General features: G+C 74.6%; 24 protein-coding genes and 2 riboswitches. Of the genes, 12 read left to right on the top strand and 12 right to left on the bottom strand.

Features of this window, described 5'->3' with window-relative positions; translation table 11 throughout:
- Positions 1-147 precede the first annotated feature (147 nt).
- A riboswitch (SAM riboswitch) is annotated at positions 148-259 on the top strand.
- Positions 260-488: 229 nt separating this feature from the next.
- From FHX36_RS03740 to FHX36_RS03715, 6 genes are all read left to right on the top strand, one after another.
- A complete protein-coding gene (locus FHX36_RS03740) occupies positions 489-1,040 on the top strand; it encodes a GNAT family N-acetyltransferase (protein ID WP_110551870.1) in 552 nt (183 codons plus the stop codon).
- The gene (locus FHX36_RS03735) at positions 1,037-2,005 is read left to right on the top strand and encodes an amino acid ABC transporter permease (RefSeq protein ID WP_110551871.1); all 969 of its coding nucleotides are present in this window, start codon (positions 1,037-1,039) and stop codon (positions 2,003-2,005) included. Before FHX36_RS03740 ends, FHX36_RS03735 begins: the two co-directional genes overlap by 4 nt.
- Entirely contained in the window at positions 2,002-2,808 is an 807-nt protein-coding gene (locus FHX36_RS03730) for an amino acid ABC transporter ATP-binding protein (protein WP_110551872.1), read from the top strand. The genes FHX36_RS03735 and FHX36_RS03730 overlap by 4 nt, the downstream gene beginning before the upstream one ends.
- Positions 2,809-2,899: 91 nt before the next feature.
- Complete coding sequence (locus FHX36_RS03725; RefSeq protein WP_110551873.1) at positions 2,900-3,874, top strand: ABC transporter substrate-binding protein; 975 nt, start codon at positions 2,900-2,902, stop codon at positions 3,872-3,874.
- Positions 3,875-3,900: 26 nt separating this feature from the next.
- A complete protein-coding gene (locus FHX36_RS03720; protein WP_110551874.1) occupies positions 3,901-4,896 on the top strand; it encodes an ABC transporter substrate-binding protein in 996 nt (331 codons plus the stop codon).
- Between the two features lie 35 nt (positions 4,897-4,931).
- Positions 4,932-6,038 carry an FAD-dependent oxidoreductase gene (locus FHX36_RS03715; protein WP_343056564.1) on the top strand — a complete coding sequence of 369 codons (1,107 nt, stop codon included), beginning with the start codon at positions 4,932-4,934 and terminating at the stop codon, positions 6,036-6,038.
- A 4-nt stretch (positions 6,039-6,042) separates the two neighbouring features.
- Here the strand turns inward: FHX36_RS03715 and FHX36_RS03710 are convergent, their stop codons facing one another.
- On the bottom strand, positions 6,043-6,768 hold the full coding sequence (locus tag FHX36_RS03710; RefSeq protein ID WP_110551875.1) for an SDR family NAD(P)-dependent oxidoreductase: 726 nt from the start codon (positions 6,766-6,768) through the stop codon (positions 6,043-6,045).
- 84 nt (positions 6,769-6,852) lie between these two features.
- Here FHX36_RS03710 and FHX36_RS03705 point away from each other — a divergent pair, with 84 nt between their 5' ends.
- The 3 genes from FHX36_RS03705 to FHX36_RS03695 all read left to right on the top strand — a co-directional run bounded on the left by FHX36_RS03705 (position 6,853) and on the right by FHX36_RS03695 (position 9,898).
- Positions 6,853-7,725, top strand: a complete 873-nt coding sequence (locus tag FHX36_RS03705) for a LysR family transcriptional regulator (RefSeq protein WP_183513503.1) — start codon at positions 6,853-6,855, stop codon at positions 7,723-7,725.
- Between the two features lie 92 nt (positions 7,726-7,817).
- The gene (locus FHX36_RS03700) at positions 7,818-9,341 is read left to right on the top strand and encodes an HNH endonuclease signature motif containing protein (RefSeq protein WP_181428895.1); all 1,524 of its coding nucleotides are present in this window, start codon (positions 7,818-7,820) and stop codon (positions 9,339-9,341) included.
- Between the two features lie 53 nt (positions 9,342-9,394).
- Entirely contained in the window at positions 9,395-9,898 is a 504-nt protein-coding gene (locus FHX36_RS03695) for a GNAT family N-acetyltransferase (protein ID WP_110553704.1), read from the top strand.
- Between the two features lie 38 nt (positions 9,899-9,936).
- Here the strand turns inward: FHX36_RS03695 and FHX36_RS03690 are convergent, their stop codons facing one another.
- The 3 genes from FHX36_RS03690 to FHX36_RS03680 are packed head-to-tail and all read right to left on the bottom strand — an operon-like array spanning position 9,937 to position 12,095.
- Complete coding sequence (locus FHX36_RS03690; RefSeq protein ID WP_110553702.1) at positions 9,937-10,737, bottom strand: DUF1684 domain-containing protein; 801 nt, start codon at positions 10,735-10,737, stop codon at positions 9,937-9,939.
- Between the two features lie 3 nt (positions 10,738-10,740).
- Positions 10,741-11,091 carry a beta-class carbonic anhydrase gene (locus FHX36_RS03685; protein ID WP_110553700.1) on the bottom strand — a complete coding sequence of 117 codons (351 nt, stop codon included), beginning with the start codon at positions 11,089-11,091 and terminating at the stop codon, positions 10,741-10,743.
- Positions 11,088-12,095 (bottom strand): sulfotransferase, encoded by a 1,008-nt coding sequence (locus FHX36_RS03680; RefSeq protein ID WP_110553699.1) that lies wholly within the window; start codon positions 12,093-12,095, stop codon positions 11,088-11,090. Before FHX36_RS03680 ends, FHX36_RS03685 begins: the two co-directional genes overlap by 4 nt.
- A gap of 56 nt (positions 12,096-12,151) precedes the next feature.
- Between FHX36_RS03680 and FHX36_RS03675 the strand changes: the two genes are divergently transcribed.
- Positions 12,152-13,060, top strand: a complete 909-nt coding sequence (locus tag FHX36_RS03675) for a glycoside hydrolase family protein (RefSeq protein WP_246405405.1) — start codon at positions 12,152-12,154, stop codon at positions 13,058-13,060.
- Positions 13,061-13,068: 8 nt separating this feature from the next.
- On the opposite strand, the gene FHX36_RS03670 is transcribed toward FHX36_RS03675, so the two are convergent.
- Complete coding sequence (locus tag FHX36_RS03670; RefSeq protein ID WP_183513500.1) at positions 13,069-14,451, bottom strand: aminotransferase class V-fold PLP-dependent enzyme; 1,383 nt, start codon at positions 14,449-14,451, stop codon at positions 13,069-13,071.
- 36 nt (positions 14,452-14,487) lie between these two features.
- Positions 14,488-14,601: riboswitch (SAM riboswitch) on the bottom strand.
- Between the two features lie 65 nt (positions 14,602-14,666).
- Between FHX36_RS03670 and FHX36_RS03665 the strand changes: the two genes are divergently transcribed.
- On the top strand, positions 14,667-15,167 hold the full coding sequence (locus FHX36_RS03665; protein WP_110552257.1) for an NADPH-dependent FMN reductase: 501 nt from the start codon (positions 14,667-14,669) through the stop codon (positions 15,165-15,167).
- A 63-nt stretch (positions 15,168-15,230) separates the two neighbouring features.
- Here FHX36_RS03665 and FHX36_RS03660 read toward each other — a convergent pair whose 3' ends face one another.
- Complete coding sequence (locus FHX36_RS03660; RefSeq protein WP_181428764.1) at positions 15,231-17,681, bottom strand: endo-1,4-beta-xylanase; 2,451 nt, start codon at positions 17,679-17,681, stop codon at positions 15,231-15,233.
- Positions 17,682-17,895: 214 nt separating this feature from the next.
- Between FHX36_RS03660 and FHX36_RS03655 the strand changes: the two genes are divergently transcribed.
- Positions 17,896-18,225: a putative quinol monooxygenase gene (locus tag FHX36_RS03655; RefSeq protein ID WP_110552255.1), complete on the top strand. Its 330-nt coding sequence runs from the start codon at positions 17,896-17,898 to the stop codon at positions 18,223-18,225.
- 12 nt (positions 18,226-18,237) lie between these two features.
- Here FHX36_RS03655 and FHX36_RS03650 read toward each other — a convergent pair whose 3' ends face one another.
- Genes FHX36_RS03650 through FHX36_RS03625 form a run of 6 tightly spaced genes read right to left on the bottom strand, consistent with a single transcriptional unit; the run spans position 18,238 to position 24,576 of the window.
- Positions 18,238-19,473 carry an acyl-CoA dehydrogenase family protein gene (locus FHX36_RS03650; RefSeq protein ID WP_181428763.1) on the bottom strand — a complete coding sequence of 412 codons (1,236 nt, stop codon included), beginning with the start codon at positions 19,471-19,473 and terminating at the stop codon, positions 18,238-18,240.
- Positions 19,474-19,487: 14 nt separating this feature from the next.
- The gene (locus FHX36_RS03645) at positions 19,488-21,263 is read right to left on the bottom strand and encodes an FAD-dependent oxidoreductase (RefSeq protein ID WP_110552253.1); all 1,776 of its coding nucleotides are present in this window, start codon (positions 21,261-21,263) and stop codon (positions 19,488-19,490) included.
- Positions 21,264-21,303: 40 nt separating this feature from the next.
- Positions 21,304-21,663, bottom strand: coding sequence for a hypothetical protein (locus FHX36_RS03640; RefSeq protein ID WP_110552252.1), 360 nt, complete (start codon positions 21,661-21,663; stop codon positions 21,304-21,306).
- Positions 21,660-22,547 carry a DODA-type extradiol aromatic ring-opening family dioxygenase gene (locus FHX36_RS03635; protein WP_110552251.1) on the bottom strand — a complete coding sequence of 296 codons (888 nt, stop codon included), beginning with the start codon at positions 22,545-22,547 and terminating at the stop codon, positions 21,660-21,662. The genes FHX36_RS03640 and FHX36_RS03635 overlap by 4 nt, the downstream gene beginning before the upstream one ends.
- Positions 22,548-22,564: 17 nt before the next feature.
- The gene (locus tag FHX36_RS03630) at positions 22,565-23,389 is read right to left on the bottom strand and encodes a citryl-CoA lyase (protein WP_110552250.1); all 825 of its coding nucleotides are present in this window, start codon (positions 23,387-23,389) and stop codon (positions 22,565-22,567) included.
- Positions 23,386-24,576: a CaiB/BaiF CoA transferase family protein gene (locus FHX36_RS03625; protein WP_110552249.1), complete on the bottom strand. Its 1,191-nt coding sequence runs from the start codon at positions 24,574-24,576 to the stop codon at positions 23,386-23,388. Before FHX36_RS03625 ends, FHX36_RS03630 begins: the two co-directional genes overlap by 4 nt.
- Positions 24,577-24,782 lie beyond the last annotated feature (206 nt).

Genomic DNA, 24,782 nt, shown 5'->3' with positions numbered 1-24,782 from the left:
GGGCGTCTCCTCTCTCCTGCGGGGCTCGTCGGGACCAAGCGACCGCGGGGGCGGGCTGTTCCCGTCCCGGCGTGTCGGTGGCTGCGTATGTCTACCAAGTCGATCGTATTTGACGACAGCCGGGGTGGGGCCCTACAGTCCGCCGCAGGTCCTGAGCGCCAGCGTCAAGCCCCGGCTCGCTGGCCGGCAACCCTCCCTGCGACGGGGTGCCCCGGGTGACGACCTGGCCGTGCGCGTCCGCGCCCGGCAAGCAGCGGCCCCCTCCCCGAGGGGACGAACGAGGAGCAGCACTGTGGGAGAGACCAGCTCGCGCCTGGTGCGCGCCGTCTCCGCCGACCTGGTCGGCCGGCCGACCGTCGACCTGCTGCGCACCGACAGCGCGCTCTGTCGCTGACCCGGCGCCACCCTCCCGCTCCTCCCCCGCACCCACCCCGCCGCCCGCGGCGGCGTCCGGCGCGCCCACCTCCCTCCGCAGGAGTCCCCTCCGCATGTCCACGTCCCTGTCCGCGACCACCCCTGACCAGCTCCAGGTGGTCCGCGTCCACCCCGACGACCCGCTCACGGCGCCGTTGTTCGCCGAGCTCGCCGCCGAGTACGACAGCCGCTACGGCGACCTGTTCGGCGGCGCGTCCCAGGAGCTCACCCGCTACCCCGCCGAGGCCTTCCTCCCCCCGGACGGCGACTTCGTCCTGCTGCTGGACGACGGCGTGGCCGTCGCCGGCGGCGCCTTCATGCGGCACCCCTCCGGTGCCGCCGAGGTCAAGCGGATGTGGACCGCCGCCACCCACCGTCGCCGCGGCCTGGCCCGCCGGGTCCTCACGCTGCTCGAGCTCCGCGCCGCCCAGCAGGGCTACCGGCGGATGCACCTGACCACCGGCCCGCGCCAGCCCGAGGCGCGCGACCTCTACCTGGCCGCCGGCTGGACGCCGCTGTTCGACCCGGCCGTCCCCCGCCCCACCGACACCGAGACGCTGCGCGCCCTGCCGGTCGACCAGCGCCTCTACGCCTTCGACAAGCAGCTCCCGGGAGACCCGAGATGACCACGCTGGAGACCCGTCCGGCGGCCGCCGCGTCGCCGGCGGGCACGCCCTACGACCAGCTCCAGGTGGTGCCGGCCCGGCACCCCGGCCGCTGGGTCGCCACCGCCGTCGTCGCCGTCCTGCTGGCGATGGTGCTCAACAGCCTGGTCACCAACCCGCGGTGGGAGTGGGACGTCGTCGGCGCCTACCTCACCGAGGAGTCGATCGTCCGCGGGGTGCTCACCACCATCCAGCTGACCGCGATCACCGCGGTGCTCGGCTTCGCGCTGGGCACCGTGCTGGCGCTGATGCGGCTGAGCCGCTCGCCGCTGCTGCAGGCGGTCAGCTGGGGCTACACCTGGGTGTTCCGCTCGGTGCCGCTGATCCTGCAGCTGCTGCTCTGGTACAACCTCGCCTACCTCTACCAGCACCTGGACATCGGCATCCCGTTCGGCCCGTCCTTCGCCAGCGTCGAGACCCTCTCGCTGATCGACAAGTTCGGCGCCGCCGTGCTGGGGCTGGGCCTGCACCAGGCCGCCTACTCGGCGGAGATCGTCCGCGCCGGGATCCTCTCGGTCGACCAGGGCCAGCACGAGGCGGCCGCCTCGCTGGGCATCCCGCGCCGCCGGCAGACCACCCGGATCGTCCTGCCGCAGGCCATGCGCACCATCGTGCCGACCGCGGTCAACGAGGTGATCGGCCTGTTCAAGGGCACCTCCATCGTCTACGTGCTGGCGCTGGGCGAGCTGTTCTACACGGTGAGCGTCATCTACGGCCGGACCCAGCGGGTGCTGCCGATGCTCGTGGTCGCCGCGGTCTGGTACGTCGTGCTCACCACCGTGGTCACCGTCGTCCAGTACCACGTCGAGCGGCACTACGCCCGCGGCGCGGTCCGGACGCTGCCACCCACACCGCTGCAGCGGGTCCGGTCCGAGCTCGGCGCCGTCCTCTCCCGCTTCGGCGCACCGCGCGGAGCCACCCGATGACCGCCGTCGAGCTCCCGACCACCGACACCCGGCCCGGCCGGGTCGAGGTGCACGGCGTGCACAAGTCCTACGCCGGCGTGGAGGTGCTGCACGGCGTCGACCTGGTGGTCGAGCCGGGCACGGTGACCGTCGTCCTCGGGCCGTCGGGCTCGGGGAAGTCGACGCTGCTGCGCAGCATCAACCACCTGGAGAAGGTCGACCGCGGGTTCGTCGCGCTGGACGGCGAGCTGGTCGGCTACCGCCGCAAGCCCCACCGCGGGCGCGAGCGGCTGCACGAGCTGCAGGAGAAGGAGGTGCTGCGGCAGCGCACCCGGTTCGGGTTCGTCTTCCAGTCCTTCAACCTCTTCCCGCACCTCACCGCGCTGGACAACGTCGTCGAGGCCCCGGTCTCCGCGCAGGGCCGCGGGCGCCGGGAGGTCGAAGCCGAGGCCCGCGAGCTGCTCGCCCGGGTCGGGCTGGCCGGCCGCGAGGGCGCCTACCCGCGGCAGCTGTCCGGCGGGCAGCAGCAGCGGGTGGCGATCGCCCGGGCGCTGGCCATGCGCCCGGCGGTCCTGCTCTTCGACGAGCCGACGTCGGCGCTGGACCCGGAGCTGGTCGGTGAGGTGCTCGCGGTCATGGAGGACCTCGCCCGCAGCGGCACCACGATGATCGTGGTCACCCACGAGATCGGCTTCGCCCGCGAGGTCGCCGACCAGGTCGTCTTCATGGACGAGGGCCGGGTGGTCGAGCAGGGCCCGCCCGAGCAGGTGATCGACGCCCCGCAGCACGACCGCACCCGCGCCTTCCTCGCGCGCGTTCTCTAACCGACCCCACCCACAGTCCGACTGGACGGCGCACCGTGCGCCGCCCGGCGATGGCACACGCCCGTGTGCCCCATCCGAGGAGAGACAGACCGTGACCGCACGTACCCGACGAGCCCCGCTCGTCGCCGCCCTGGCCGCCGTGTCCGCACTGGCCCTCGGGGCGTGCAGCAGCTCCGGGGAGATCGAGAGCGCGGCCGCCGCCGACGAGGGCGGCACCGCCCTGGTCGTGGACACCAGCCCCGAGCAGGACCGCGTGCGCACCGAGCCCAGCGACGAGGCGATCGCCCTGCTGCCCCCGGGCCTGGTCGACGACGGCGTGCTGCGGGTGGCGACGTCGCCGTTCAGCGCACCGCTGTCCTTCTACGCCGACGACAACGCCACCGCGATCGGCAACGAGACCGACATCGCCCAGCTGGTCGCCGACGGGCTGGGCCTGGAGCTGCAGCTGGTGCCGACCGACTGGGCGAACTGGCCGCTGGCCACCCGGTCCGGCGACGTCGACGTCACCATCTCCAACGTCACGGTGACCGAGGAGCGCAAGCAGCTGTTCGACTTCTCCTCCTACCGCGTGGACGAGCTGGGCTTCCTCGCCCAGGCCGGCTCGGACGTCGAGATCGACGAGCCGGCGGACGTCGCCGGGCTGACCGTCGCGGTCGGCTCGGGCACCAACCAGGAGAAGATCCTGCTGGCCTGGGACGAGCAGAACCGCGCCGCCGGGCTGGACCCGGTGCAGGTCGAGTACTTCGAGAACGACGGCGACACCACGCTGGCCCTGCAGTCCGGCCGGCTCGACCTCTCCTTCGGCCCGAACGCGACCGCCGCCTACAAGGCCGCCCGGTCGCCGGAGGACTTCGCGGTCGTCGGCACCGTGAACGGTGGCTGGCCGGACACCGCCCAGATCGCCGTCGCCACCGCGAAGGGCAACGGGCTGGCACCCGCGGTCACCGCCGCGCTGAACGCCGCGATCGAGGACGGCAGCTACGCCGAGGTGCTCGAGCGCTGGGGCCTGACCAGCGAGGCGATCGAGCGCTCCGAGACCAACCCGCCCGGCCTCCCGGCCGCCTGACCTCGCCCATCCGAGAGGACCCCACCATGACCCGCACCCGCACGCCCCGTACCCGCCCGGTCCTCCCGGTGACCAGCGCGCTGCTGCTGTTCACCGTCACGCTGCTCTCGGCCTGCAGCTCGTCGGCCGACATCGAGGCCGAGGAGCGGGCCGAGTCCAGCAACGCCGGGTCCGCCCAGCCGCTCTCCGTCGACACCAGCCCCGAGCAGGCCGACCGGGTCAGCAGCGACGAGGACCCCGACGCCGCCGCCCTGGTGCCCGGTGCGATCGCCGCCGACGGCCGGCTCACCGTCGGCGTCGTGGGCACCGGTGAGCCCCCGCTGGGCTTCCTGGCCGACGACAACAGCACCGTCGTCGGCAGCGAGGTCGACATCGCCTCGCTGGTCGCCGACTCCCTGGGCCTCGAGCTCGACCTGCGCAACATCTCCTGGGAGCAGTGGCCGCTGTCGGTGCAGAGCGGCGACGTCGAGGCGGTGTTCAGCAACGTCGGGGTCAACGCCGAGCGGCTGCAGCTGTTCGACTTCGCCACCTACCGGCAGGGGATCATGGCGTTCACCGCGCAGAGCGGCAGCGACCTGGAGATCGCCGAGGCCGCCGACATCGCCGGCCTCACGCTCGCGGTCGGCTCGGGCACCAACCAGGAGCGCATCCTGCTGGACTGGAACGCCGACAACGAGGCCGCCGGGCTGGAGCCCGCGACGCTGGACTACTACGCCAACGCCGCCGACGCGCTGCTCGCCATCCGGTCGGGCCGGGTCGACGCCTACCTCGGGCCCAACCCCAACGCGGTCTACCAGGAGAGCAAGGGGCAGGTGGCGATCGTCGGCACGGTCAACGCCGGCTGGCCCAACACCACCTACGTCGCGGCCACGACGCTCAAGGGCAACGGGCTGGTCGAGGCGGTGCAGGCCGGCCTGCAGCACGTCTTCGACGACGGCAGCTACACCGCCACCCTGGAGCGCTGGGGGCTCACCGACGAGGCCGTCGACGAGCCCGTGGTCAACCCGCAGGTGGCGTCCTGACCCCGGCCGGCCCGGCCACCCCGCGCCGCACCGACGTGGTGGTGGTCGGCGGGGGCGTGATGGGCTCGGCGACCGCCTGGGCGCTGGCCCGGCGCGGGGTGGACGTCGTCCTGCTGGAGCGGTTCGGGCCGGGGCACGCGCACGGCGCCTCGCACGGCCGCTCCCGGATCTACCGCAGCACCTACGCCCAGCCGCACCACCAGGCGCTGGTGGCCGAGGCGCGGCGGCTGTGGGCGGAGCTGGAGGAGGAGTCCGGAGCCCGGGTGCTGCACCCGGCGCCGGGCGTCGCCACCGCGCCGGTGGCCGACCTCGGGCGGTTGCGGGAGGTCGCCGCGGCGATGACCACCGCCGGGGTGCCGCACGAGTGGCTCACGGCCGCCGAGGCCGAGCAGCGCTGGCCGGGGATGCGGTTCCCCGGGCCGGTGCTGCACGAGCCGGCCACCGCCGGGCGGGTGGACGCCGACGCCGCGGTGACCGCGCTGCAGGCGGCGGCGGCCGCGCACGGGGCGGTGGTCCGGCACCACCGCCGGGTCACCGCCGTCGAACCGGACTGCGAGGGGGTGCTGGTCCGCTCGGCGGCCGGGGCGGTGGTGCGGGCGCGCACCGCCGTCGTGGCGGCCGGCGCCTGGACAGCCGACGTCCTGCCCGGGCTGGTGCTCCCCCCGCTGCGGGTCACCCAGGAGCAGCCGGCGCACTTCCGGCCGCTGGACCCGGCGGCGGGGTGGCCGGCGTTCACCGCCGACCCCGACCCGGCCGAGGGCTGGCCCAGCGGGGTGTACGGGCTGGCCAGCCCGAACGAGGGCGTGAAGGTCGGCTTCCACGGCACCGGGCCGGAGGTGCACCCCGACCGGCGCGACCACCTGCCGGAACCGGGGCAGCTGGCGCAGCTGCAGGAGTATGTGCGCCGGTGGCTGCCCGGGCTCGACGCCTCGGCGCCGGAGCCGATCTCGTGCACCTACACCACCACGCCGACCGGCGAGTTCGTGCTCGACCGGATCGGCGCGGTGGTGGTGGCGGCCGGCTTCAGCGGGCACGGCTTCAAGTCCGCGCCGGCGGTCGGCCGGGTGCTCGCGGACCTCGCCGTCGGTGCGGCCCCCGACGCGGCGCCGTTCCGGGTCGCCGCGCACGCCGTCCCGGCCTGACGGCTCACCAGGGCGCGACGCCGGCCTCCTCGAAGAACCCGCCGCGCGGCCCGTCGTCGGGCAGGGTGGCGAGCCGGATCACGACGGCCGCCCCCTGCTCGGGCGTCCGCTCCCCGTCGAAGCCGGTGAAGTCGGTCGCGACGTAGCCCGGGCAGGCGGCGTTGACGATGACCGCCGTGCCGGCCAGCCGGCGGGCGTACTGGGTCGTGAGGCTGGTGAGCATCGTCTTCGAGGGCGAGTAGGCGGCCATCACCGGGCCGGGCTGCAGGGTCAGCGAGCCCATGGTGCTGGACACGTTGACGATGCGCGGCGACTGCGCGCGACCGAGCAGCGGCAGCATCGCGTTGGTCACCCGGACGACGCCGAACACGTTGGTGTCCAGCACCGTGCGGACGACGTCCAGGTCCAGGGTCGTCGGGTCCTGCGCGCCGCCGTCGGTCCGGCCGGAGATGCCCGCGTTGTTCACCAGCACGTCGAGCCGGCCCGCCGTCCGCTCGATCACCGCCGCGGCCGCGGCCACGCTGTCGTCGGAGGTCACGTCCAGGGCCACCCCGAACGCGTCGACACCGGCGGCCCGCAGCCGGGCGACGGCCTCCGCGCGCCGGGCGTCGTGCCGGGCGCCCACCGCCACCCGCAAGCCGAGCTCGCCGAGGCCCGCCGCGATGGCGTAGCCGATGCCCTTGTTCGCGCCGGTGACCAGCGCCGTCCTCGTGTCGTCCACGTCGGCCATGCTCGGCGGGCCGGGCAGCCGGTGTCCACGACCGATCCGGTCGGTTGAGGTACCCGGCGGGTATCAGCGCCGTACGCTCGGCCGGTGACCGACCTGGAGACCCGCGAGCTCCGGTACTTCGTCGCGGTCGCGGAGGAGCTGCACTTCGGCCGGGCCGCCGACCGGCTCGGCATGGCGCAGCCGCCGCTGTCCCGCGCCATCCGCCAGCTCGAGCACCGGCTCGGGGTCCGGCTCCTGGACCGCGACCGCCGGGGCACGGCGCTCACCGACGCCGGCCGGGTGCTGCTCCGCGAGGCCCGCACGGCTCTGGACGCGGTGACCGCCGCCGGCCGCCGGACCCGGCGGGCCGCCGACCCCGCGCGCCCGCTGGTGCTGGTCACCAAGGCCGGGGCGTCGCACGAGCTGCTGCAGCGGCTGCTGGACGCGGTCGCCGGCGACCCGGGTCAGCCCCCGGTCGAGGTGCTGCTCTGCGAGGTCGGCGAGCAGGCCGGCCTGCTCCGCGACGGCAGCGCCGACGTCGCGGTGATGCACCGGCCGGTCGACGACCTCGACGGGTTCGACACCGAGGACCTGCTGGTCGAGGGCCAGGTGGCGATCGTGCCCGCCCGGCACCCGCTCGCCGCGCGTGACCGGCTCACGATGGCCGAGGTGAGCGACGTGCCGGACCTGCCGATCGCCCGGTGGCCCCGGCTCGACGGCTCCTACCCGGACGGGCCGGGGCCGGAGGTGCACACCCAGTCCCAGCTCGCCCAGCTCGTGGCGCTCGGCCGCACCCTGCTCGTCATCCCGGCGTCCAGCCGCGCCTGGCAGTGGCCCGAGCACGTCGCGGTGCCGGTCCCCGACGCACCGGCCATCACCACGGTGCTCGCCTGGCCCGCGGGCAGCCGGTCCCCTGCCGTCGCGTCCCTGGTCCGCGCAGCAACCGGGCTGCGCGACGCCGGGACCCCCGCCCCGTAGCCGGGACGCCCACCTGCTCCGGCGATCGCGCCGTTGTCCACAGACGTCGTCTCTGCTGGTCAGCGGGCTGGCGCCTCGGTATCATCGAACGTGTGTTCGACTCCATTGTCGCTGAGGCGCCACCCCGCGCGGGATGGTCCGACGCGGCCTTCGCGCCGCTGCGGGCATTCCTGGAGCAGGGCGGCATCCTGCTCGACCTGCTCCGGGAGGAACAGCAGGCGATCAGCTCCTCCCAGGCCTGGCGAGCGCGGTGGATCGCCGACTTCTGCCGCGCTCGGCCTGCCGGCAACGACCGGCCCGACACCGAGATCGGTGCCGCCGCGGCGGCCACCCGCGCGGGTCGGCCGGAGGTGCTGCTCAGCGTCAGCGAGTGGGCCGTGGACGAGGTCGCCGCCGCCCTCTCGGTGACCTCGGCGACCGCACAGTCCTGGATGGTGCAGTCGCTGCAGCTGGTCCACCGGCTGCCCGCCACCCTGGCGGCCCTGGAGCAGGGCGAGCTCACCTGGGAGCACGCCACCGCGATGTGCCAGGTCCTCGCCCCGCTCGACGACGACCTGCGCGCCGAGGCGGAGGGCCGACTGCTGGCCCGGCTCGGGCACAAGACCCCGACGCAGCTGCGCGCCGCCGCGCACCGGGTCGTGCAACGACTCGACGGCCAGGCCATCACCCGGCGGGTGCAGGCGGCCCTCCGCGCACGGGCGGTCGCCGTGCACCCCACCGGCGACGGCCTCGGCACGCTGGCGGTCACCGACCTGCCGCTGCCCGTCCTGCGCGCCATGGAGGACGCACTGCGCCAGTACGCCGACGCCGCTTCGGCGCCCGACGACCCGCGCACCCGGCAGCAGCGGATGGCCGACTGCCTCGTCGACCTCGTGCTCCGGCCCGGTGAGCACGGGCTGGCCCCGGTGCAGGCGCAGCTCACCGTGCTCGCCACCGTGCGCACCCTGCTGGGCGGTGACGAACCCGGCGAGGTCGGCGGCGACGTGGTCCCGGCCGAGACCGTTCGTGCCCTCGGCCTGCTCCCCGCCGACGACCCGGCCGACGACCCGGCCGACGGCAGCGCCGCCACCGCTGACAGCGCCGCCACCGACTGCACGGACCTCGCTCACCTGTTGGACACCCGCAGCCTCTGCGACACCGCGCTCGCCGCACGGCCGCAGATCGGCCTCGTCGACGAGCTGACCGGCCAGCTCCTCGCCCTCACCGACGGCGGCGGTCTCCGCGCCGGCCGAGCCCTCGGGCCGCCGCCACCGACCGACGCCTACCGGCCCACCGACCCGCTGCGCCGCTTCGTCCAGCTCCGTGACCGCCGGTGCCGGTTCCCCGGCTGCCGGCGCCCCGGTCGGCGCTGCGACCAGCACCACGTCACCCGCTGGCCCGCGGGCGACACCGCCGCGGAGAACCTCTGCTGCCTGTGCCGCCACCACCACCGGCTCGTCCACCAGGCGCCCGGCTGGCAGCTGCACGCCCTGCCGGCCGGCGGCCTCCGGTTCACCACCCCCACCGGTCAGGTGCTCACCACCTGGCCCGACGGGCACCCGGCCGATGACGCGCCACCGCCCGGTCGCACCCCTCGACCGCCGACCGGACCGCCCGGCGACCCGCCACCCTTCTAGGCCTGCGAAACGTTCGTGCGCAGCGGCGCGGTCAGCTCCCCTAGCCTCCCGCCGTGGACGTACCCGACAGCCCCCGCCTCCGCTTCCGCAGGATGTCCGACGGCGACCTGGACCTCATGGAGTCGCTGCTCGGCGACCCCGTCGTGATGGAGCACTACGACCACCCGATGTCCCGGAGCGAGTGCCGGAACTGGATCGACTGGAACGTGCGCAACTACGCCAGGGACGGCTTCGGGCTCTGGGTCATCGAGACCGAGGACGGCGACTTCGTCGGGGACTGCGGTCTGACGTGGCAGCCGATCGACGGTGAGTCGCTCGAGCTCGGCTACCACGTCCTGCCGCGGCACCAGGGGAAGGGCCTGGCCACCGAGGCTGCCCGGGCCGTCACGGAGTTCGTCCGGCTGCGAGGAGGCGTGGACCACGTCATCGCCATCATCGACCCGGGCAACACCGCGTCAGTCCGCGTGGCCGAGAAGGCCGGGCTGAGCTTCTGGAAGCGTGCCGAGTACCACGGGCGCGAGGCGCTGGTCCACCGTGCCGACCTGAGGAGGACCTGACCGGCGGTGCGGCGCACCGCCCGTCAGGACCTGACCGCTCAGCCGACCGGCTTCTTCTCCCCGGCCTCGACCGCGACCGGCAGGTGGTTCTCCGCCGGCGGCAGCGGGCAGGTGGCGAACGCGGTGTAGGCGCACGGCAGGTTGGTGGCCCGGTTCAGGTCCAAGGTCACCGTGCCGTCGGCCGCCGGCGGCGCGACCTGCACCGAGCGGTTCGCCGCGTACGTGGTCACCCCGGACGTCTCGTCGGTGAACAGCACGAACAGGCTGCCCGGCGTCGAGCCGTTGAACGCGGTGAGCGCCAGCTGCTGCCCGTCGAGGGTGAACTCGATCCGGCCGGGGGCGTCGTAGACGTGCTGCAGCCCCTCGACCACGGCGCCGACCGTCGTCGGCCGCGGCTCGTCGAACGGCACGTACCGCCCGGTCAGCGCCCACCGCGGGTCCGCCGGGTACGCCGGCGTCCCCGGGTAGCCGACCAGCACCGGGTTCGACGGGTGCCGCGGCCGGACGACGTCCGAGCCGCCCCGCCGGGCCACCTCGATGACGGCGTCCCCGTACCCGACGGTCACCCCACCGCGCTCGGGGATGACGCCGAAGGCGTGCTCGCCGTGCACCGGCTGCCCGTCGACGACCAGCTCCTCGCCGTCGGCCAGCCGGACGACGGGCCCGTCCGCGCCGGTCCACCACTCCCCGGGCGCGCCGTCGAGCCGCTGCGGCTCGCCGGTCAGCCAGTGCAGGCCGGTGATCGCCAGGAAGCCGTGCCGGTCGGCGCGGGCCGCCTCGTGCTGCGCGTGCCAGTCCGCCCAGTCGGCGGCGAACGTGTCGGTGTCGGTCAGGCTCATGGGTCAGTCCACCTCGGTGAGCAGGCCGGTGGCGACGTCGAACACGAATCCGCGCACGCTGTCCTTCACCGGGATGTACGGGCTGTCCAGGATGCGCTGCCGCGACGCCCGGACGTCGTCCGCCAGGTCGGCGAACGCCTCCGAGTGCCACTCGGGCCGGCTGCCGACCTCGGCCTCGATGCCGGACCGGAAGTCCTCGTCGCTGAAGGTCAGCATGCCGCAGTCGGTGTGGTGCACGAGCACCACCTCCCGCGTGCCGAGCAGCCGCTGGCTGATCGCCAGGGAGCGGATCAGGCCGGAGAACGACTCGGCGTCGCGGGCGTTCCCCTCGAGCAGCTCGTCGGTGGTGGTCACGGGCGACCTCTCCTCGGTAGGTGGTGCGGGGTCTCAGGAGCGGGCGGCGCTGCGGAGCGGAAGTCCCCGCGCCCGGTGTCGCCCTTCCAGTCGGCGAAGCCCTCGCCGGTGAGCTCCTCGAGCAGCTCGATGTCGGGCAGCAGCGGGGCCAGCACCTCCCGGCGCACCTCCACCGGCAGCGGCGGGCGCGGGGCGCGGCCGGCGTGCAGGGCGGCGAGCAGCGGCCGGCTGGCCTGCCGCCACACCTGCGGCGGTGCGTACGCGCCGAGCGCGGCACCGGCCCGGGTCACCCGGGCCAGCAGCCGGTACCGCGGGGAGTCGGGGACGTGCGGCTTGACGTTCTCCGGCGCCACGGTGTGCGCCAGCCCCGGCTCGACGCCGAGGAACCGGCTGACCCGGTCGAGGGTCTCCGCCGGGGTGTCGACCAGCTGCCGGTAGCGCAGCAGGAACACCCGCTCGCGGGGCACCAGCCGGTGCAGGTCGCGCAGCTGGATCCCGTAGGTGCCCAGGCCCCGGTAGTGCCAGAACGGCGCCCAGCCGGCGGCGACCCGCCGTTCCTCGTCCCGGACGGCGGCCAGGAAGTCGGCCTCCGGCTCCAGACCGTCGGCCCGCAGGTGCGCCCAGTTGGAGTGCGCCCGGTCGACCGGGTCGCGCACCACCACGACCACCTTCACGTCGGGGACGTCGGCGACCAGCCGCTGCTGCGCCGCGCGGTCGTAGAGGTAGAACGGCGTGCTCTCGCCGCGCACCGTGCCGGCCGGGGCCCCGGCGAACAGCCGCAGGTACTCCTCCCGCCGCCACACCCACTCCCGCGCGCTGTGCGCGTCGCCGGGCCCGCGCTGGCCGCTGCGCGGGGGTGGCCGGCCGTCGGTGAGGTAGTACTTCGGCTCCTTCACCGGCGACAGGAACAGCCCGGGGTGGGTGGCCAGCGCGGCGTGCAGCGCCGTGGTGCCGGCCTTGGGCGCGCCGGCGATCACGAACTGGGGCAGGCGGTCGGTGGTCACGGGCGGGCCTCCGGGAGGGGTGCGGGCGACGGCGGCGGGGTGTGCAGACTGGCGCCGTGCCCAGCAGACCCCAGCCCCCCGAGCCCGGCCCCTTCTGGTCGCAGGCGGACGTCGTCCTCGCCCCCGAGGACCCGCGCCCGGGCTCCTGGGCCGGTGGTCCCTCGGCGCAGCTGGTCGACGGCACGTGGTGGCTGGCCTACCGGCTGCGCCGGCCGGTCGGCGAGGGCCGCGGTTTCGCCAACGTGGTCGCCCGCTCCGACGACGGGGTCCGCTTCGAGCCGGTCGTGGCGATCGGCAAGGACGCGTTCGGCGCGGAGTCGCTGGAGCGCCCGGCGCTGGTGCACACGCCGGAGGGCCGCTGGCGGCTCTACGTCAGCTGCGCGACGCCGGGCACCAAGCACTGGCGGGTCGACCTGCTCGAGGCCGGCACGGTCGCCGGGCTGGCGACCGCGACCCCGCGCACCGTGCTGCCCGGCAGCGACGCGGCCGCGGTCAAGGACCCGGTGCTGCGGCACGACGGCACCCGGTGGCACCTGTGGGCCTCGGTGCACCCGCTCGACGACCCCGACGCCACCGACCGGATGACCACCGAGCACGCCACCAGCCCCGACGGCGTCGAGTGGACCTGGCAGGGCACCGCGCTGGCCGGCACCCCGGGCAGCTGGGACGCCCGCGGGGTCCGCGTCGCGACCGTGGTGCTGGACGGCGACCGCAGCTGGGCGCTCTACGACGGCCGGGCCACCGCGGCGGAGAACTGGGAGGAGCGCACCGGCCTGGCCGTGCAGGACGGCGACGGCGCGTTCACCGCCGCCGCCGGCGGACCGCTGCTGCAGAGCCCGCACCCGCCGGCCGGCCTGCGGTACGCCGACGTCGTGGCGCTGCCCGGCGGCGGTGCCCGCTGGTTCTACGAGGCGACCCGCGCCGACGGCGCCCACGAGCTGCGCACGGTGCTGCTGCCGCGCTGAGCGGCCGGTCACCGCACCGACGGCCCGCAGCCGGCGCCCCGCGCGGCCGAGGAGAGATCGGTGGCCCGCGGGTCGTCGGCGGGCTGCCAGCGGCCGGCGACCTGCGCGTAGGGCACCTGCGGCCCGGCGGACAGGAAGGCGTCCAGCGCGCCGAGCAGCGCCTCGACGTCGTCCAGGCTGCTGCCCACGCCGACGCTGGCCCGCAGCGCCCCCGCCGGCACGCCGAGGCGGGCCAGCAGCGGGTGGGCGCAGAACCGGCCGTCGCGCACCCCGATGCCGTGCTCGGCGGAGAGGTACGCGGCGACCAGGCCGGGGTCGGCGCCGGCCACGGTGAAGGAGACGACGCCGGTCGGCTCGGCGGAGTCGGCCCAGATGCGCAGCACCCGCACGCCCGGCAGCGCGGCCAGCCCGGCCACCAGCCGCTCGCGCAGCGCCCGCTCGTGCTCGGCCAGCGCCCCGGCGGGCAGCGCGGCCAGCGCGTCGCACGCCGCGGCCAGCGCCACCGCGCCCAGCACGTTGGGCGAGCCGCCCTCGTGCCGGTGCGGCGCGGCCACCCAGCTGGTCCGCTCGACGGTCACCTCCTGCACCGCCCCGCCGCCGGCGAGGTACGCGGGGGCGGCGTCCAGCCAGTCGCGCCGGCCGACCAGGGCCCCGGAGCCGAACGGCGCGTAGGTCTTGTGCCCGGAGAACGCCACGTAGTCGGCGCCGGAGCCGGCGAGGGAGAACCGCCGGTGCGGCACCAGCTGCGCGCCGTCGACCAGCACCCGGGCGCCGGCCGCGTGGGCCAGCTGCACCACCTCGTCCAGCGGCAGCGACTCGCCGGTGACGTTGGAGGCGCCGGTGACGGCGATCAGCGCGTACGGCGCGGCAGCCAGCTCGGTGCCCAGCGCGCGCAGCGTCTCGACCACGGTGGCCCCGGTCGGCAGCACGGTGACCGGGCCGCGCTGCTGCCAGGGCAGCAGGTCGGCGTGGTGCTCGCAGTCGAGCACCAGCACGGCGCCGCCGTCGGGCACGCAGCCGGCGAGCAGGTTGAGCGCGTCGGTGGTGTGCCGCACCAGCACGCAGACGTCGTCGCCGCGCGCGCCGACGAAGCCGGCCACGGTGGCCCGGGCGTCCTCGTAGAGCGCGGTGGAGACCTGGGACAGGTACCCCGCACCCCGGTGCACGCTGGAGTACAGCGGCAACGCCTCGGTGACCCGGGCGGCGACCTGCTCCAGCGCCCGGCTGCTGGCGGCGGTGTCCAGGTCGACGTAGCGGGCGGTGCCGCCGGGCACGAGCGGCACCCGGGTGTCGGCGCCGACCACGGGGAGCAGCGGGGTGGCCCCCGGCACGATCGGCGCGACGGCGGCGGGCTGGACGGCGGCGGGGGCGCAGAGGACGGCGCTGGACACGGTGGTGCTCCTGACGGGCCGGGGACCCGGGGCACGGGTCCGCGCTTTGCGGTCGCGGAACTGCGACCGCCAGGTCGTCACCCGGGGCACCCGCTCGCGGAGGAGGGTTGCCGGCCAGCGAGCCGGGGCTTCGCGCTGGCACTCGTGACCTGAGCCGAGAGTGGCAGACCGACCCGCATCCCGTCAAATACGATCGACATGGTGAGATTTGCGTCGTGAGCACGATCGCCGTGGTCGGCAACCCCAAGCCCCGCTCCCGCACCCGCTCCGCCGCCGAGCTCGTGGTCGAGCGGCTGACCGGCGCCCCGCCGGACCTCGTCGTCGACGTCATCGACCTGGGCGCGGGCCTGCTCGGGTGGGGCGACCCGGCGGTCGCCGAGGCGGTCACCGCGCTGCGCGAGGCGGAGGTCGCCGTCGTCGCCAGCCCCACCTACAAGGCCACCTACACCGGCCTGCTCAAGCTCTTCCTGGACCAGGTGGGCACCGGCGACCTGGCCGGCGTGGTCGCGGTCCCGCTCATGCTGGGCGCCGGCCCGGGGCACGCCCTGGCGCCGGACCTGCTGCTCAAGCCGGTGCTGGTCGAGCTCGGCGCGACCACCCCGACCCGGGGGCTCTACCTGCTGGACAAGGCCTGGGACTCCCCCGGCGCGCTGGACGACTGGCTGGTCGCCGCCGGTCCGCAGGTCGCCGCCGCCCGCGGGCACCGCGCCGGCTGACCCGGACGGCACGGTGCCCCCGCCCACCGGGAGGCGGACGGGGGCACCGGGTCGGTCAGCCGGTCAGCGCCGGCCCACCAGCCGGAGGACGGCGTCCAGGATGCCGCTGATCAGCCGCTTGACCGCGGTGACGACCGGGTGCTCCGCGGCCGGCGGCTGCGCCGGGGCAGCGGTGACCACCACGTCGAAGGTCGCCGGGGTGGCCACGTTGCCGGCCTTGTCCCGCGCGGTGCAGGTCACCTGGGTGGTGCCCACGGTGAACTGCGAGCCCGACCTGGGAGTGCAGTCGACCTTCACCGAGCGGTCCCGGGTGTCCCCGGCCTCGGGAGCGGTGTAGGTCACCCGCGCCGTGCCGGTGCGGTTCGCGGTGGCGGGCACGGCGTCGTGCCCGGCGATGCGCGGCGGCAGGACGTCGGCCGGGCGCGCTGCGAGCTGTGCCGGGTCGACGATGCCCCAGTAGGCGGGCATGACCTGCAGGTCGTCGTCGAAGGGCAGCGGCGACTCCCACGGCCGGGCCGCCGGCCAGGTGCGCAGCCAGCTGCGGCCGTTGCTGATGCCCCAGAAGGTCACCGACTCGATCGACCCCGAGTGCTTGCGCAGCACGTCGAACAGGTCCCGGTAGTAGTACCCGAGCTCGGTCTCGGCCTGGTCCTGGTCGGCCATCGCCGGGGAGTGCTGCGGCACCGTGCCGTTGCTGACGTCGGCGCCGTTGTTCTCCTTGGAGTCGCTGACGTCCAGCTCGGTGATCGCCTGCAGCAGCGGCCGGCCGGTCCGGGCGGAGAGCTTCTCCACCGCGGTCAGCGAGTCGTCGAGCCACTGCACGGGCCGGGCGAAGTCGACGTGCGCCTGGTGGCCCACCCCGTCGATCGGCACGCCACGGGCGATCAGGCTGGAGACGAGCTCCAGGTAGTCGGCCCGCTTGGTCGGCATCTCGGTGTTGTAGTCGTTGATGAACAGCGCCTGCTGCGGGAAGTAGCGGTCGGCCAGCCGGAAGGCGGTGTCCACGAAGGTCTCGCCGAGCACCTGGAACCAGCGGCTGTCGCGCATGTCGTGCGGGTTGGCGTTGTCACCGTCGGCGATGACCTCGTTGACGACGTCCCACGCCCAGATCGGGCTGTCGCCGTCGGGGTACCGGGCGTTCACGTGGTCGGCGATGGCCTTGATGTGCGCCTCCATCCGGGCGCGCAGCAGGGCCTGGTCGGCCGGGCTGCTGGTCAGCGGCCGCTGACCGTCCAGGAAGAACCAGTCCGGCGTCTGCGAGTGCCAGACCAGCACGTGGCCGTAGACCTGCGTGCCGGTGGCGTCGGCGAAGTCCAGCAGCGCGTCGAGGTCGCCGAAGGTGAACTGCCCCTCGACCGGCTGCACCTCGGCGGGCTTCCCGTCGTTCTCCGGGGTGAAGGCGTTGAAGTGCCGCTGCACGAGCTGCGCCGGGCGGCCGACGGTCTCCCGCTGGTCGATCGCGACGCCCACGTGCTCGAAGCCGTCCTCGCCCAGCACGTCCTTGAGGCCGGGCACGTCCTGCACCGGGGTCTCGGTGAACCCGGCGAGGGAGAAGTCGTCGATGAGGAAGCTGACACCGGCGTCGCCCTCGACGTAGAGCTGGGCCCGGTCGATGGCCGCGCCGAGGGTGTAGGTGCCCCGCAGCTCGGTCCAGGCGTCGGCGGTGACGACCGCGCTGGCGCCGGCGACGTTGTCGTAGTTCGTGCTCGTCCCGCGGTCCCGCTGGATCGAGGCCTTGAGCGAGGCGGGCGCGGAGCCCGGCGCGAGCTTGGCCCAGACCGACACCTGCACGGTCTCGCCGACGGCCAGGCCCTGGGTGACGTCGACCGTCGGGCCCTGCCAGGCCTCCAGCCGGTTGGTCGCCCGCAGGCTGGTGGCGCCGGCGTGCGCGTCGTCGGTGGTCAGCGCGACCTGCGCGGCCCCGCGCGGACCCCAGCCGGCCAGGCCGCTCTCGAAGTCCGCGGCCAGGTCGGTCCGGGTGCCGGGCTCCGCCGGGCCGGCGGCCTCCCCGGTGATCGTCACGTCGTCGACGAAGAACGCCTGGGTGGCGTCCGGGCTCTCCAGGTACAGCTCGAGCGCGCTGTTGCTGGTGCCGACCTGGTAGGTGCCGCCGACCCTGGTCCAGGTGCTGTCGGAGACCGCGACCTGCCAGGCGACGGTGTCGTAGGCCGTCGTGCCCCCGGTGGGCGTGCGCGCGGCGCTGAGCGTGACCACGTCGGTCTCCAGCTCCGGCGCGGTGTCGGCCAGCCGCACCCATGCCTCCACGTCGTACGTGCCGGCCGGCAGCAGCGTGCGCGCGTCCAGGCCCGGGCCCTCCCAGGCCTGGGTGCGGCCGGTGACGGCCAGGCTCTGCGCACCGCTGCGCGCGGTCGTGGTGCTCGGCGCGACCTGCGCCCCACCGCGGCCGTACCAGCCGCCGGTGCCCTGCTCGAAGTCCGCCGTGTGCACGGTGGCGGGTGCGGCGGCGGCCGATGGCGCGACCGTCACCCCCGCGGTGGCCACCATGCCGAGCATCGCTGCTCCGGCTCCCAGACGTCGTCGTCCCATGTGTCCCGTGTCCCCTCGGGTCGGTGCGCGTAGCAGCGTTGCTGCGTGACCTGGAGAACTTCCGATAGTTATCGGAACTCCCCCGAGAGAGTGAACCCCACGACCGGAGCCCCGGTCAACGCCCACGAGACGACGGAGTTCCGTTGCTGCCGGCCCCGCGGGCCCGACCTAGGCTGGCCGGGTGATCCTCATCGTCGTGAAGTGGCCGGTCCGTCCCGAGTTCGACGACCGGTGGCCGGAGCTGGTCCGCGAGTTCACCGAGGCCGTCCGGGCCGAGCCCGGCAACGTCTTCTTCGAGTGGTCGCGCAGCGTGGAGGAGCCGCACACCTGGGTGCTCGTCGAGGGCTTCCGGGACGCCGGGGCCGGCGCCGTGCACACCGCGTCCGACCACTTCCAGAAGGCGATCGGGGAGATGCCGGACTGGGTCTCGGCCACCCCGTCGATCATGTACGTCGACTCCCCCGACCTGGCCGGCTGGGGCCCGATGGGCGAGGTGCAGCCCCGCTCCTGAGCCCCGGCCGGCTCAGTACGGGCCCACCCGCAGCCCGAGGTGCACCTGGGCGAGCTTCATCGCCGTCCAGGCGTACTGCGAGGACAGGTGGCCCCGCACCATCGCGACGTCCCGGTAGTACCGCTGCATCGGGTGCCCGGCCATCGCCGCCGACGAGCCGGCGGACCGGAACAGCAGGCCGACGGCCTCGCTGGCCAGCTCCGACGCCCGCTGCGCCATCCCGTAGAGCCGGGCGTCGGTCTCCAGCGTGAACGGCACCCCGTGGCGCACGGTCGCCTCGGCGTGCTCCATGTACAGGTCGCCGCAGCGGACCAGCACGGCCTCGGCGGCGTCGGTCATGGTCATCGCGGTGCCCAGGTCCAGCTGGTGCAGCGGGTCCTCCCGGCGCGGGGCGAACGGCGGGAACGGCGAGTTGCGGGTGGTGATGATCTGCTCGTACTCGTCCAGCGCCGCCCGCGCCGCGCCCACCACCGGGCTGGCCAGGGACATGTGCAGGAAGCCGGCGACCGGGCCGAGGTACAGCGGGTTGCCGTGCAGCTCGGTGCCGATCGAGGGGCCGGTGTAGTCGTGGGTGATCCAGTCGAACCGGCACACCCGGTGCTCGGGGACGACGACGTCGGACACCACCACCGTGTTCGACCCGCTCCCCCGCAGCCCCAGCGTGCGGTCACCGCCCCAGTCGTCGAGCACGGTGACCTCCTCGTGCGGGATGATCGCCGCGATCAGCAGCGGCGCGCCGTCCGCCCGGGTCTCGCCCTCGACGACCGCGTTCACCGTCGAGTGGGTCGAGTACGGCACCCCGGACTGGTACGGGGACCGGCCGCTGACCCGGTACCCGCCGTCCACCCGGACGGCGGTGCTCGCGCCGGCGATGCTGTGCGAGGACCGGTAGTAGCCGGCCGGCGCGGCGAACACCTCGTCCTGCGCCGCCTGCCCCCAGTGGGCGGCGGTGGTCAGGTTGTGGTTGTGCCCCAGGCCGTAGCACCAGCCGGTCGACGGGTCGCCGCGGGAGACCTCGATGACCAGCCGCGCGTACGTGGACAGGTCGACCTCCAGGCCGCCGTACCGGCGCGGGGTGAGCACCCGGTAGAGGTCGGCGTCGACCAGCGCCCGGTGCACCTCCTCGCCGTAGTGCCCGCGCCGTTCGGCGTCCTCGGCCTGGGCGCGCAGCAGCGGCCGCAGCGCGGCGGCCCGGGCCAGCAGCTCCCGGGGGGTGGGGTCGGACGTCGTCTCCTCGGGAAGCGCCACGTCGTCCCTCCCGGTCAGCGGCCGAGCACCGCGCCGAGGACGTCGGACAACCAGGCCCGGGCGGCGTCGGCCGAGGCCGGGGCACCGGCGTGCCGGCCGGCGACGTAGAGGTCCGGGCGGACCAGCAGCACGCCGGCGTCGCCGATCTCCCGCAGGTCGGCCCAGGTGCCGTACGGGTCCTCGATCGGCCGGCCCGGGCCGATCGAGACGGGGGTGATGGTCAGGCCCCGCTCGGCCGCGAGCTCGGCGGCGGCCTCCAGCCAGGGCTCGCCGCCGATGCCGGTGACCACGCTGAACGACCCCTTGCCGACCAGGTCCAGGGTGGAGACCCGGTGGCCGCCGCGGGTGACCCAGGTGTGCGGCAGCTTCGCGCCGGGCCAGGTCGTCGGCTGGGCGTACAGCTCGGGGTCCCGGCGGTACTCGGGCATCGGGGTGCCGTCGGGCACGACCGCCGAGGAGGCGTACCGCTGGTTGTGCTCCACCCCGTGGGCGTCGAACTCGTGGGCCTTGTAGGCGATCGCCTCGCGCAGCGCGGCCCGCACCTTCTCCCCCTCCGGCCCGGGCGCCTTGCGCAGCGCGAGCTGGGCCTCGAGCTTGCCGACGTCGGTGGTGTCGGAGAGGTCCAGCGCCTGCAGGATCCGGCCGGTGTCGGCGATGCTCTGGTTGGCCCGCTCGACGACCTGCCGGGCGATCGGCGCCCGCTCGGCGTCGTAGCTGTCCAGCAGCGAGGGGTCCGCGGTGCCGGCGACGACGTGGGCCAGCTTCCAGGCCAGGTTGTAGGAGTCCTGGATCGAGGTGTTGGAGCCCAGCCCGTTCGTCGGCGGGTGCCGGTGCACCGCGTCGCCGGCGCAGAACACCCGGCCGCGGGCGATCGTGGTGGCGAAGTGGTGGTTGACCGTCCACGGCGAGGCGGACTTCACCCGCATCTCGAAGTCGTCGGTGCCGACCAGGGCCACCGCGAGCTCGCGGACGACCTCGTCGGTGAAGGTCGGCGGCCCGGCGGCGACCTCGTAGCCCCACATGAGCATCCACTCGGTCCAGGGCTTGATCATCCGCAGCACGCCCAGGCCGACGCCCTCCTTCTCCGCACCCGGCTGGAGCATCCAGTAGAGGACGGAGGGGCGGTGGGCGACCAGGTGGGACAGGTCGGCCTCGAACACGATGCTCATCGCGCCGCCCACCGCGCCCGGGCCCTCGAACGGCAGGTCCAGGTCGGCGGCGACCTTGCTGCGCGCCCCGTCGGCGCCGATCAGGTACCGGGAGCGGATGGTGTGCTCCCGGCCGGTCAGCCGGTCGCGGACGGTGGTGGTGACGCCGTCGTCGTCCTGGGAGTGGGAGAGGTACTCGGTGTCGAACCGGACCCGGGCCCCGCGCTCCTGGGCGGCCTGCACCATGACCGGCTCGGTGATGGTCTGCGGGGCGTCGAGCATCGTGCACGGGCTCTGCAGCTCGTAGTCGGCGTGCCGCACCGTGTCGGTGCCCCAGGACGGGATCCGGCCCAGCTCCTCCCCCGCGAGGCTGGTGCAGAACGTCGTGTTGCCCATGTACTCCCACGGCGTCGCCTCGCGCATCAGCCGCTCCTCGAGGCCCACGTCGCGCAGCGCCTCCATCGTGCGCTGGTTGGTGATGTGCGCCCGGGGCGTGTCGGAGAGCCGGCCGTACTTGGTGATCAGCAGGGCCCGGGTGCCGTAGGTGGCGAGGAACAGCGCCGCGGCCGCACCGGCCGGCCCGGAGCCGACCACCAGGACGTCGGTGTCGTGGGTGGGAGAGGGGGTGGCTGCGTCGCTCATGAGGTCCTCGTCGTCGGGGGCTCGGGCGGGCTCGGGCAGGTCAGGTGGTGATGTCCGGGTACGGCATGGTGACGTGCTCCATCGCCTTCCCGTAGGCCTTCTGGTACTCCAGCGGGCCGTGGTCGCGCTCGAACACGGCGATGAACAGGGTCAGGGTCAGGAACGGGTGCGCCCCCATCTGGAACAGCGCCACGTGGTCGTGCTCGCGCAGCGCCCGGCGCTCCTCGTCGTCGAAGGCGAGCCAGGTGGTCTTCTCGGCCGCGATGGCGTTGAGCAGCGTGCCCGCCATCTCCCGCTCCCACCACTCGACCGTGCCGGCCGGGTCCTCGCGGTACCGCTCGGTCAGCTCGGGGTCGCGGTCGACGGTGAACAGGAACTTGTCCAGCAGGTACTTGCTCACGACCGCACCTCCGCAGCGCCCCGGGACGGCACCCCGTTCGGGTACCACGTGAAGTAGGCCTCCATGGTGTGGAACAGGTCCAGGGTGTCGACGTGGTCGGCCTTCTGGCCCTCCCCGGCCGCACCCATCATCAGCATGAAGTCCATGAACCCGTGGGTGGCGTTGCCCGGGTGGTGCAGGCTCTCCAGCGTCACCTCGGCCAGGCAGCCCTCGATGTCACCGCTGGCGATCCACTCCACCGCCTTGCGGTCGAACTCCGGGTCCGGGCCGTGCTCGCCGAACTGGCGCGGGCCGCCGAGCTCGAGCGACAGGTGGCCGGTGCCGATGATGGCCACCCGCTTGTCGCTCTCCCACGACTCCACCATCTCCCGCAGCGCCCGGCCGAGCTGGACGAAGCGCTTGGGCTGCGGCATCGGCGGGGCGAAGATGTTGGTGTAGACCGGCACGATCGGCAGGTCGGCCTCGGGCCGCAGCGTGATGATCGGGCAGGTGATGCTGTGGTCGATCCGCAGCTCGTTGCTGAACGCCAGGTCGAAGTCGCGGTCCAGCCCGTCGCGCAGGATGTGCGCGGCGAGGTCCTCCTCGCCGCGCAGCGTCATCCGCGGCAGCCCGAACTCGCGCTCCTCGTTGTGCCAGTTGGCGTCGAAGAACGGCGCCTTGCCCACCAGGAACTGCGGCATGTTGTCCAGCCAGAGCTGGTGGAAGTGGTCGCTGCCCACCATCACCAGCACGTCGGGCTCGGCGGCGGTGAGGGTCTCCCGGAACCGCTCGATCTTCGCCACCCACTCGTCGGCGAACGGCGGCCGGTCCGCCCCGGTGGCGGTGCTCGCGCGGTAGTAGAAGGGGTGGTGGGTGGACGCGATGACCGCGGCCAGTTCAGCCATGACGACCTCCGTTGGTCTCAGTGCGCGGGGTGCGGACCCGGGAGCGGGTCGGGCACGTACGGGTCGGGGTCGACCGACCGGTTGGCCAGGTCGACGGAGAGGAAGACGTCGTTGGCCACCGGGTGGCGCAGCTCCTCGGCGAGCTGGCCGATGAGCCCGGCGGTGCGGGCGAGCAGCGCGAAGCCGCGCAGCAGGTCCAGCGGCAGCCCGAGGTCGGCCAGCGCGGCGCCGCACACCCCGGCGCCGTTGAGCGGCAGCGTCCGCCCGAGCACCTGGGGGTGCACCCGCCCGATGGCGGCGAACAGCGACAGGTGCGGGCCGAACAGCCCCTCCTCGGTGGCGATCTCCAGCAGCCTCGGGGTGCGCGGGTCGCCGTCCTTGTGCACGTGGTGCCCGAGGCCGGGGACGAAGCGCCGCGCCGCCCGCTGGGCGGTCACGGTCTCCAGGGCCAGCGCGTCCCAGCCGGCGTCGTCGGTGGGCAGGTCACCCTCGACCCCGGTGAGCACGTCGTGCAGGAAGCGGCCGCAGTCCTCGGTGACCCCGAGGAAGCGGGAGCCGCCGCCGAGCAGCCCGGCCGCCAGCGCGCCCTGCACCGAGTCGGGCGCGGACAGGTAGGTGAGCCGGGTGACGATCGCGGTGGGGGTGAACCCGTGGTCGGCGAGCGCCGCGAGCACCGCCTCGAAGACCCGGGTCTCCCCCGGGGCGGGACGGCGCTGGGTGGCCAGCCAGAAGGCCAGCTCCCCGAAGCCGACGGAGCCCATCACGTCGCGCGCCAGGTCGTGGCCGAGCAGCGTGATGGCGTCCCGGCTGGAGGCGCCCAGTGCGGTCGGGTACTCGGTCACGCCTGCTCCTCGGGGGTGGCCAGCCAGCGGCGGATCTCCGCACCGTGCTCGTCCAGCGCCGGTGGTGGCAACCGGTAGTCGGCCGGGGTCTCGGAGAAGGTGATCGGGTTGCGCACCGAGGGGATGCCCGCGCCGCCCTCCCCCACCGTGACCACCGGGTCCAGGCCGATCCGCTCGGCGAAGGCGACGCCCTGGTCGACGGTGTTGATCGGCCCGCACGGCACGCCGGCGGCGATGATGTCGGTGAACCAGTCCTGCTTGGACCGGGTGCGCAGCCGGTCGACCAGCAGCGGCCGCAGCTCGTCCCGGTTCGCCGTCCGGTCCTCGTTGCGGGCGAACCGTGGGTCGTCGGCGAGCTCCGGCACGCCCAGCACCTCGACCAGCTTGCGGAACTGGCCGTTGTTGCCCGCGGTGATGATCAGGTCGCCGTCGGCGCAGGGCAGCGGCTCGTACGGGAACAGGCTGGGGTGGCTGTTGCCCATCCGGAACGGCACGACGCCGCCGGCGACGACGGCGCTGGCGTGGTTGACCAGCCCGGACAGCGCCGAGGAGAGCAGGTTGACCTCCACGTGCTGGCCCCGGCCGGTCTCGTGCCGCAGGTTGAGCGCCGACAGCACGCCGATGGTGGCGTGCAGCCCGGCCATGACGTCGAAGACCGAGATCCCCGCCCGGAACGGCTCGCCGTCCGGGTCGCCGGTGAGGCTCATCAGGCCGGAGATCGCCTGCACGATCAGGTCGTAGCCGGGCAGCGGCGCGCCCTCGGGCTGGCTGCCGAAACCGGTGATCGAGGCGTAGACGACGCGCGGATTGCCCGCGGCCACCGAGTCGTAGTCGAGGCCGAACCGGGCCAGACCGCCGGTCTTGAAGTTCTCCACCACGACGTCGGCCCGGCGGGCCAGCTCCTGCGCCACCGCCCGGTCGTCGGGGTCCTTGAGGTCCAGCGCCACCGACCGCTTGTTGCGGTTGACCCCCAGGTAGTACGTGGAGACGCCGTCCCGGACCGGGGGCTGCCAGCTGCGGGTGTCGTCGCCGGCCGGGCCCTCGACCTTCACCACCTCGGCGCCCATGTCGGCCAGCAGCATCGTGGCGTACGGGCCGGCCAGCACCCGGGAGAAGTCCGCGACCAGCAGACCGGCCAGCGGGCCCCTGGCCGCGGTGGCGCCGGGCACTGCCCGTGGTCCGGTCATCGGTCCGCTCGCTCCTCGTCGACCTGGTGCGGACGGGCGTCCGCTGGTGGCCCGGAGTCTTGGGCGGTCCGACGTCGCTTGTCAACAGCAGGACCGGCTCGGCGCGAGCCCTCTTGACATGTGGGCCGGGTCACCCGGAAGGTGAGGCGCAGATCCGGGTTGACCGTTGTGCGGACACTCGTCCGCCGGTGCCGGTGCTGCTCTCA

This window comes from Modestobacter versicolor (assembly GCF_014195485.1).
GTDB classification, from domain to species: Bacteria; Actinomycetota; Actinomycetes; order Mycobacteriales; family Geodermatophilaceae; genus Modestobacter; species Modestobacter versicolor.
The sequence above is the reverse complement of the archived record's forward strand: the minus strand, read 5'-3'. Positions and strand labels throughout refer to the sequence as shown.

What these genes read in the sequence shown, in the direction of transcription:
- FHX36_RS03740 (WP_110551870.1), top strand. Translation starts at nt 489, where the DNA reads ATGTCCACGTCCCTGTCCGCGACCACCCCTGACCAGCTCCAGGTGGTC.
- FHX36_RS03735 (WP_110551871.1), top strand. Translation starts at nt 1,037, where the DNA reads ATGACCACGCTGGAGACCCGTCCGGCGGCCGCCGCGTCGCCGGCGGGC.
- FHX36_RS03730 (WP_110551872.1), top strand. Translation starts at nt 2,002, where the DNA reads ATGACCGCCGTCGAGCTCCCGACCACCGACACCCGGCCCGGCCGGGTC.
- FHX36_RS03720 (WP_110551874.1), top strand. Translation starts at nt 3,901, where the DNA reads ATGACCCGCACCCGCACGCCCCGTACCCGCCCGGTCCTCCCGGTGACC.
- FHX36_RS03710 (WP_110551875.1), bottom strand. Translation starts at nt 6,768, where the DNA reads ATGGCCGACGTGGACGACACGAGGACGGCGCTGGTCACCGGCGCGAAC.
- FHX36_RS03690 (WP_110553702.1), bottom strand. Translation starts at nt 10,737, where the DNA reads ATGAGCCTGACCGACACCGACACGTTCGCCGCCGACTGGGCGGACTGG.
- FHX36_RS03660 (WP_181428764.1), bottom strand. Translation starts at nt 17,681, where the DNA reads ATGCTCGGCATGGTGGCCACCGCGGGGGTGACGGTCGCGCCATCGGCC.
- FHX36_RS03645 (WP_110552253.1), bottom strand. Translation starts at nt 21,263, where the DNA reads ATGAGCGACGCAGCCACCCCCTCTCCCACCCACGACACCGACGTCCTG.
- FHX36_RS03635 (WP_110552251.1), bottom strand. Translation starts at nt 22,547, where the DNA reads ATGGCTGAACTGGCCGCGGTCATCGCGTCCACCCACCACCCCTTCTAC.
- FHX36_RS03625 (WP_110552249.1), bottom strand. Translation starts at nt 24,576, where the DNA reads ATGACCGGACCACGGGCAGTGCCCGGCGCCACCGCGGCCAGGGGCCCG.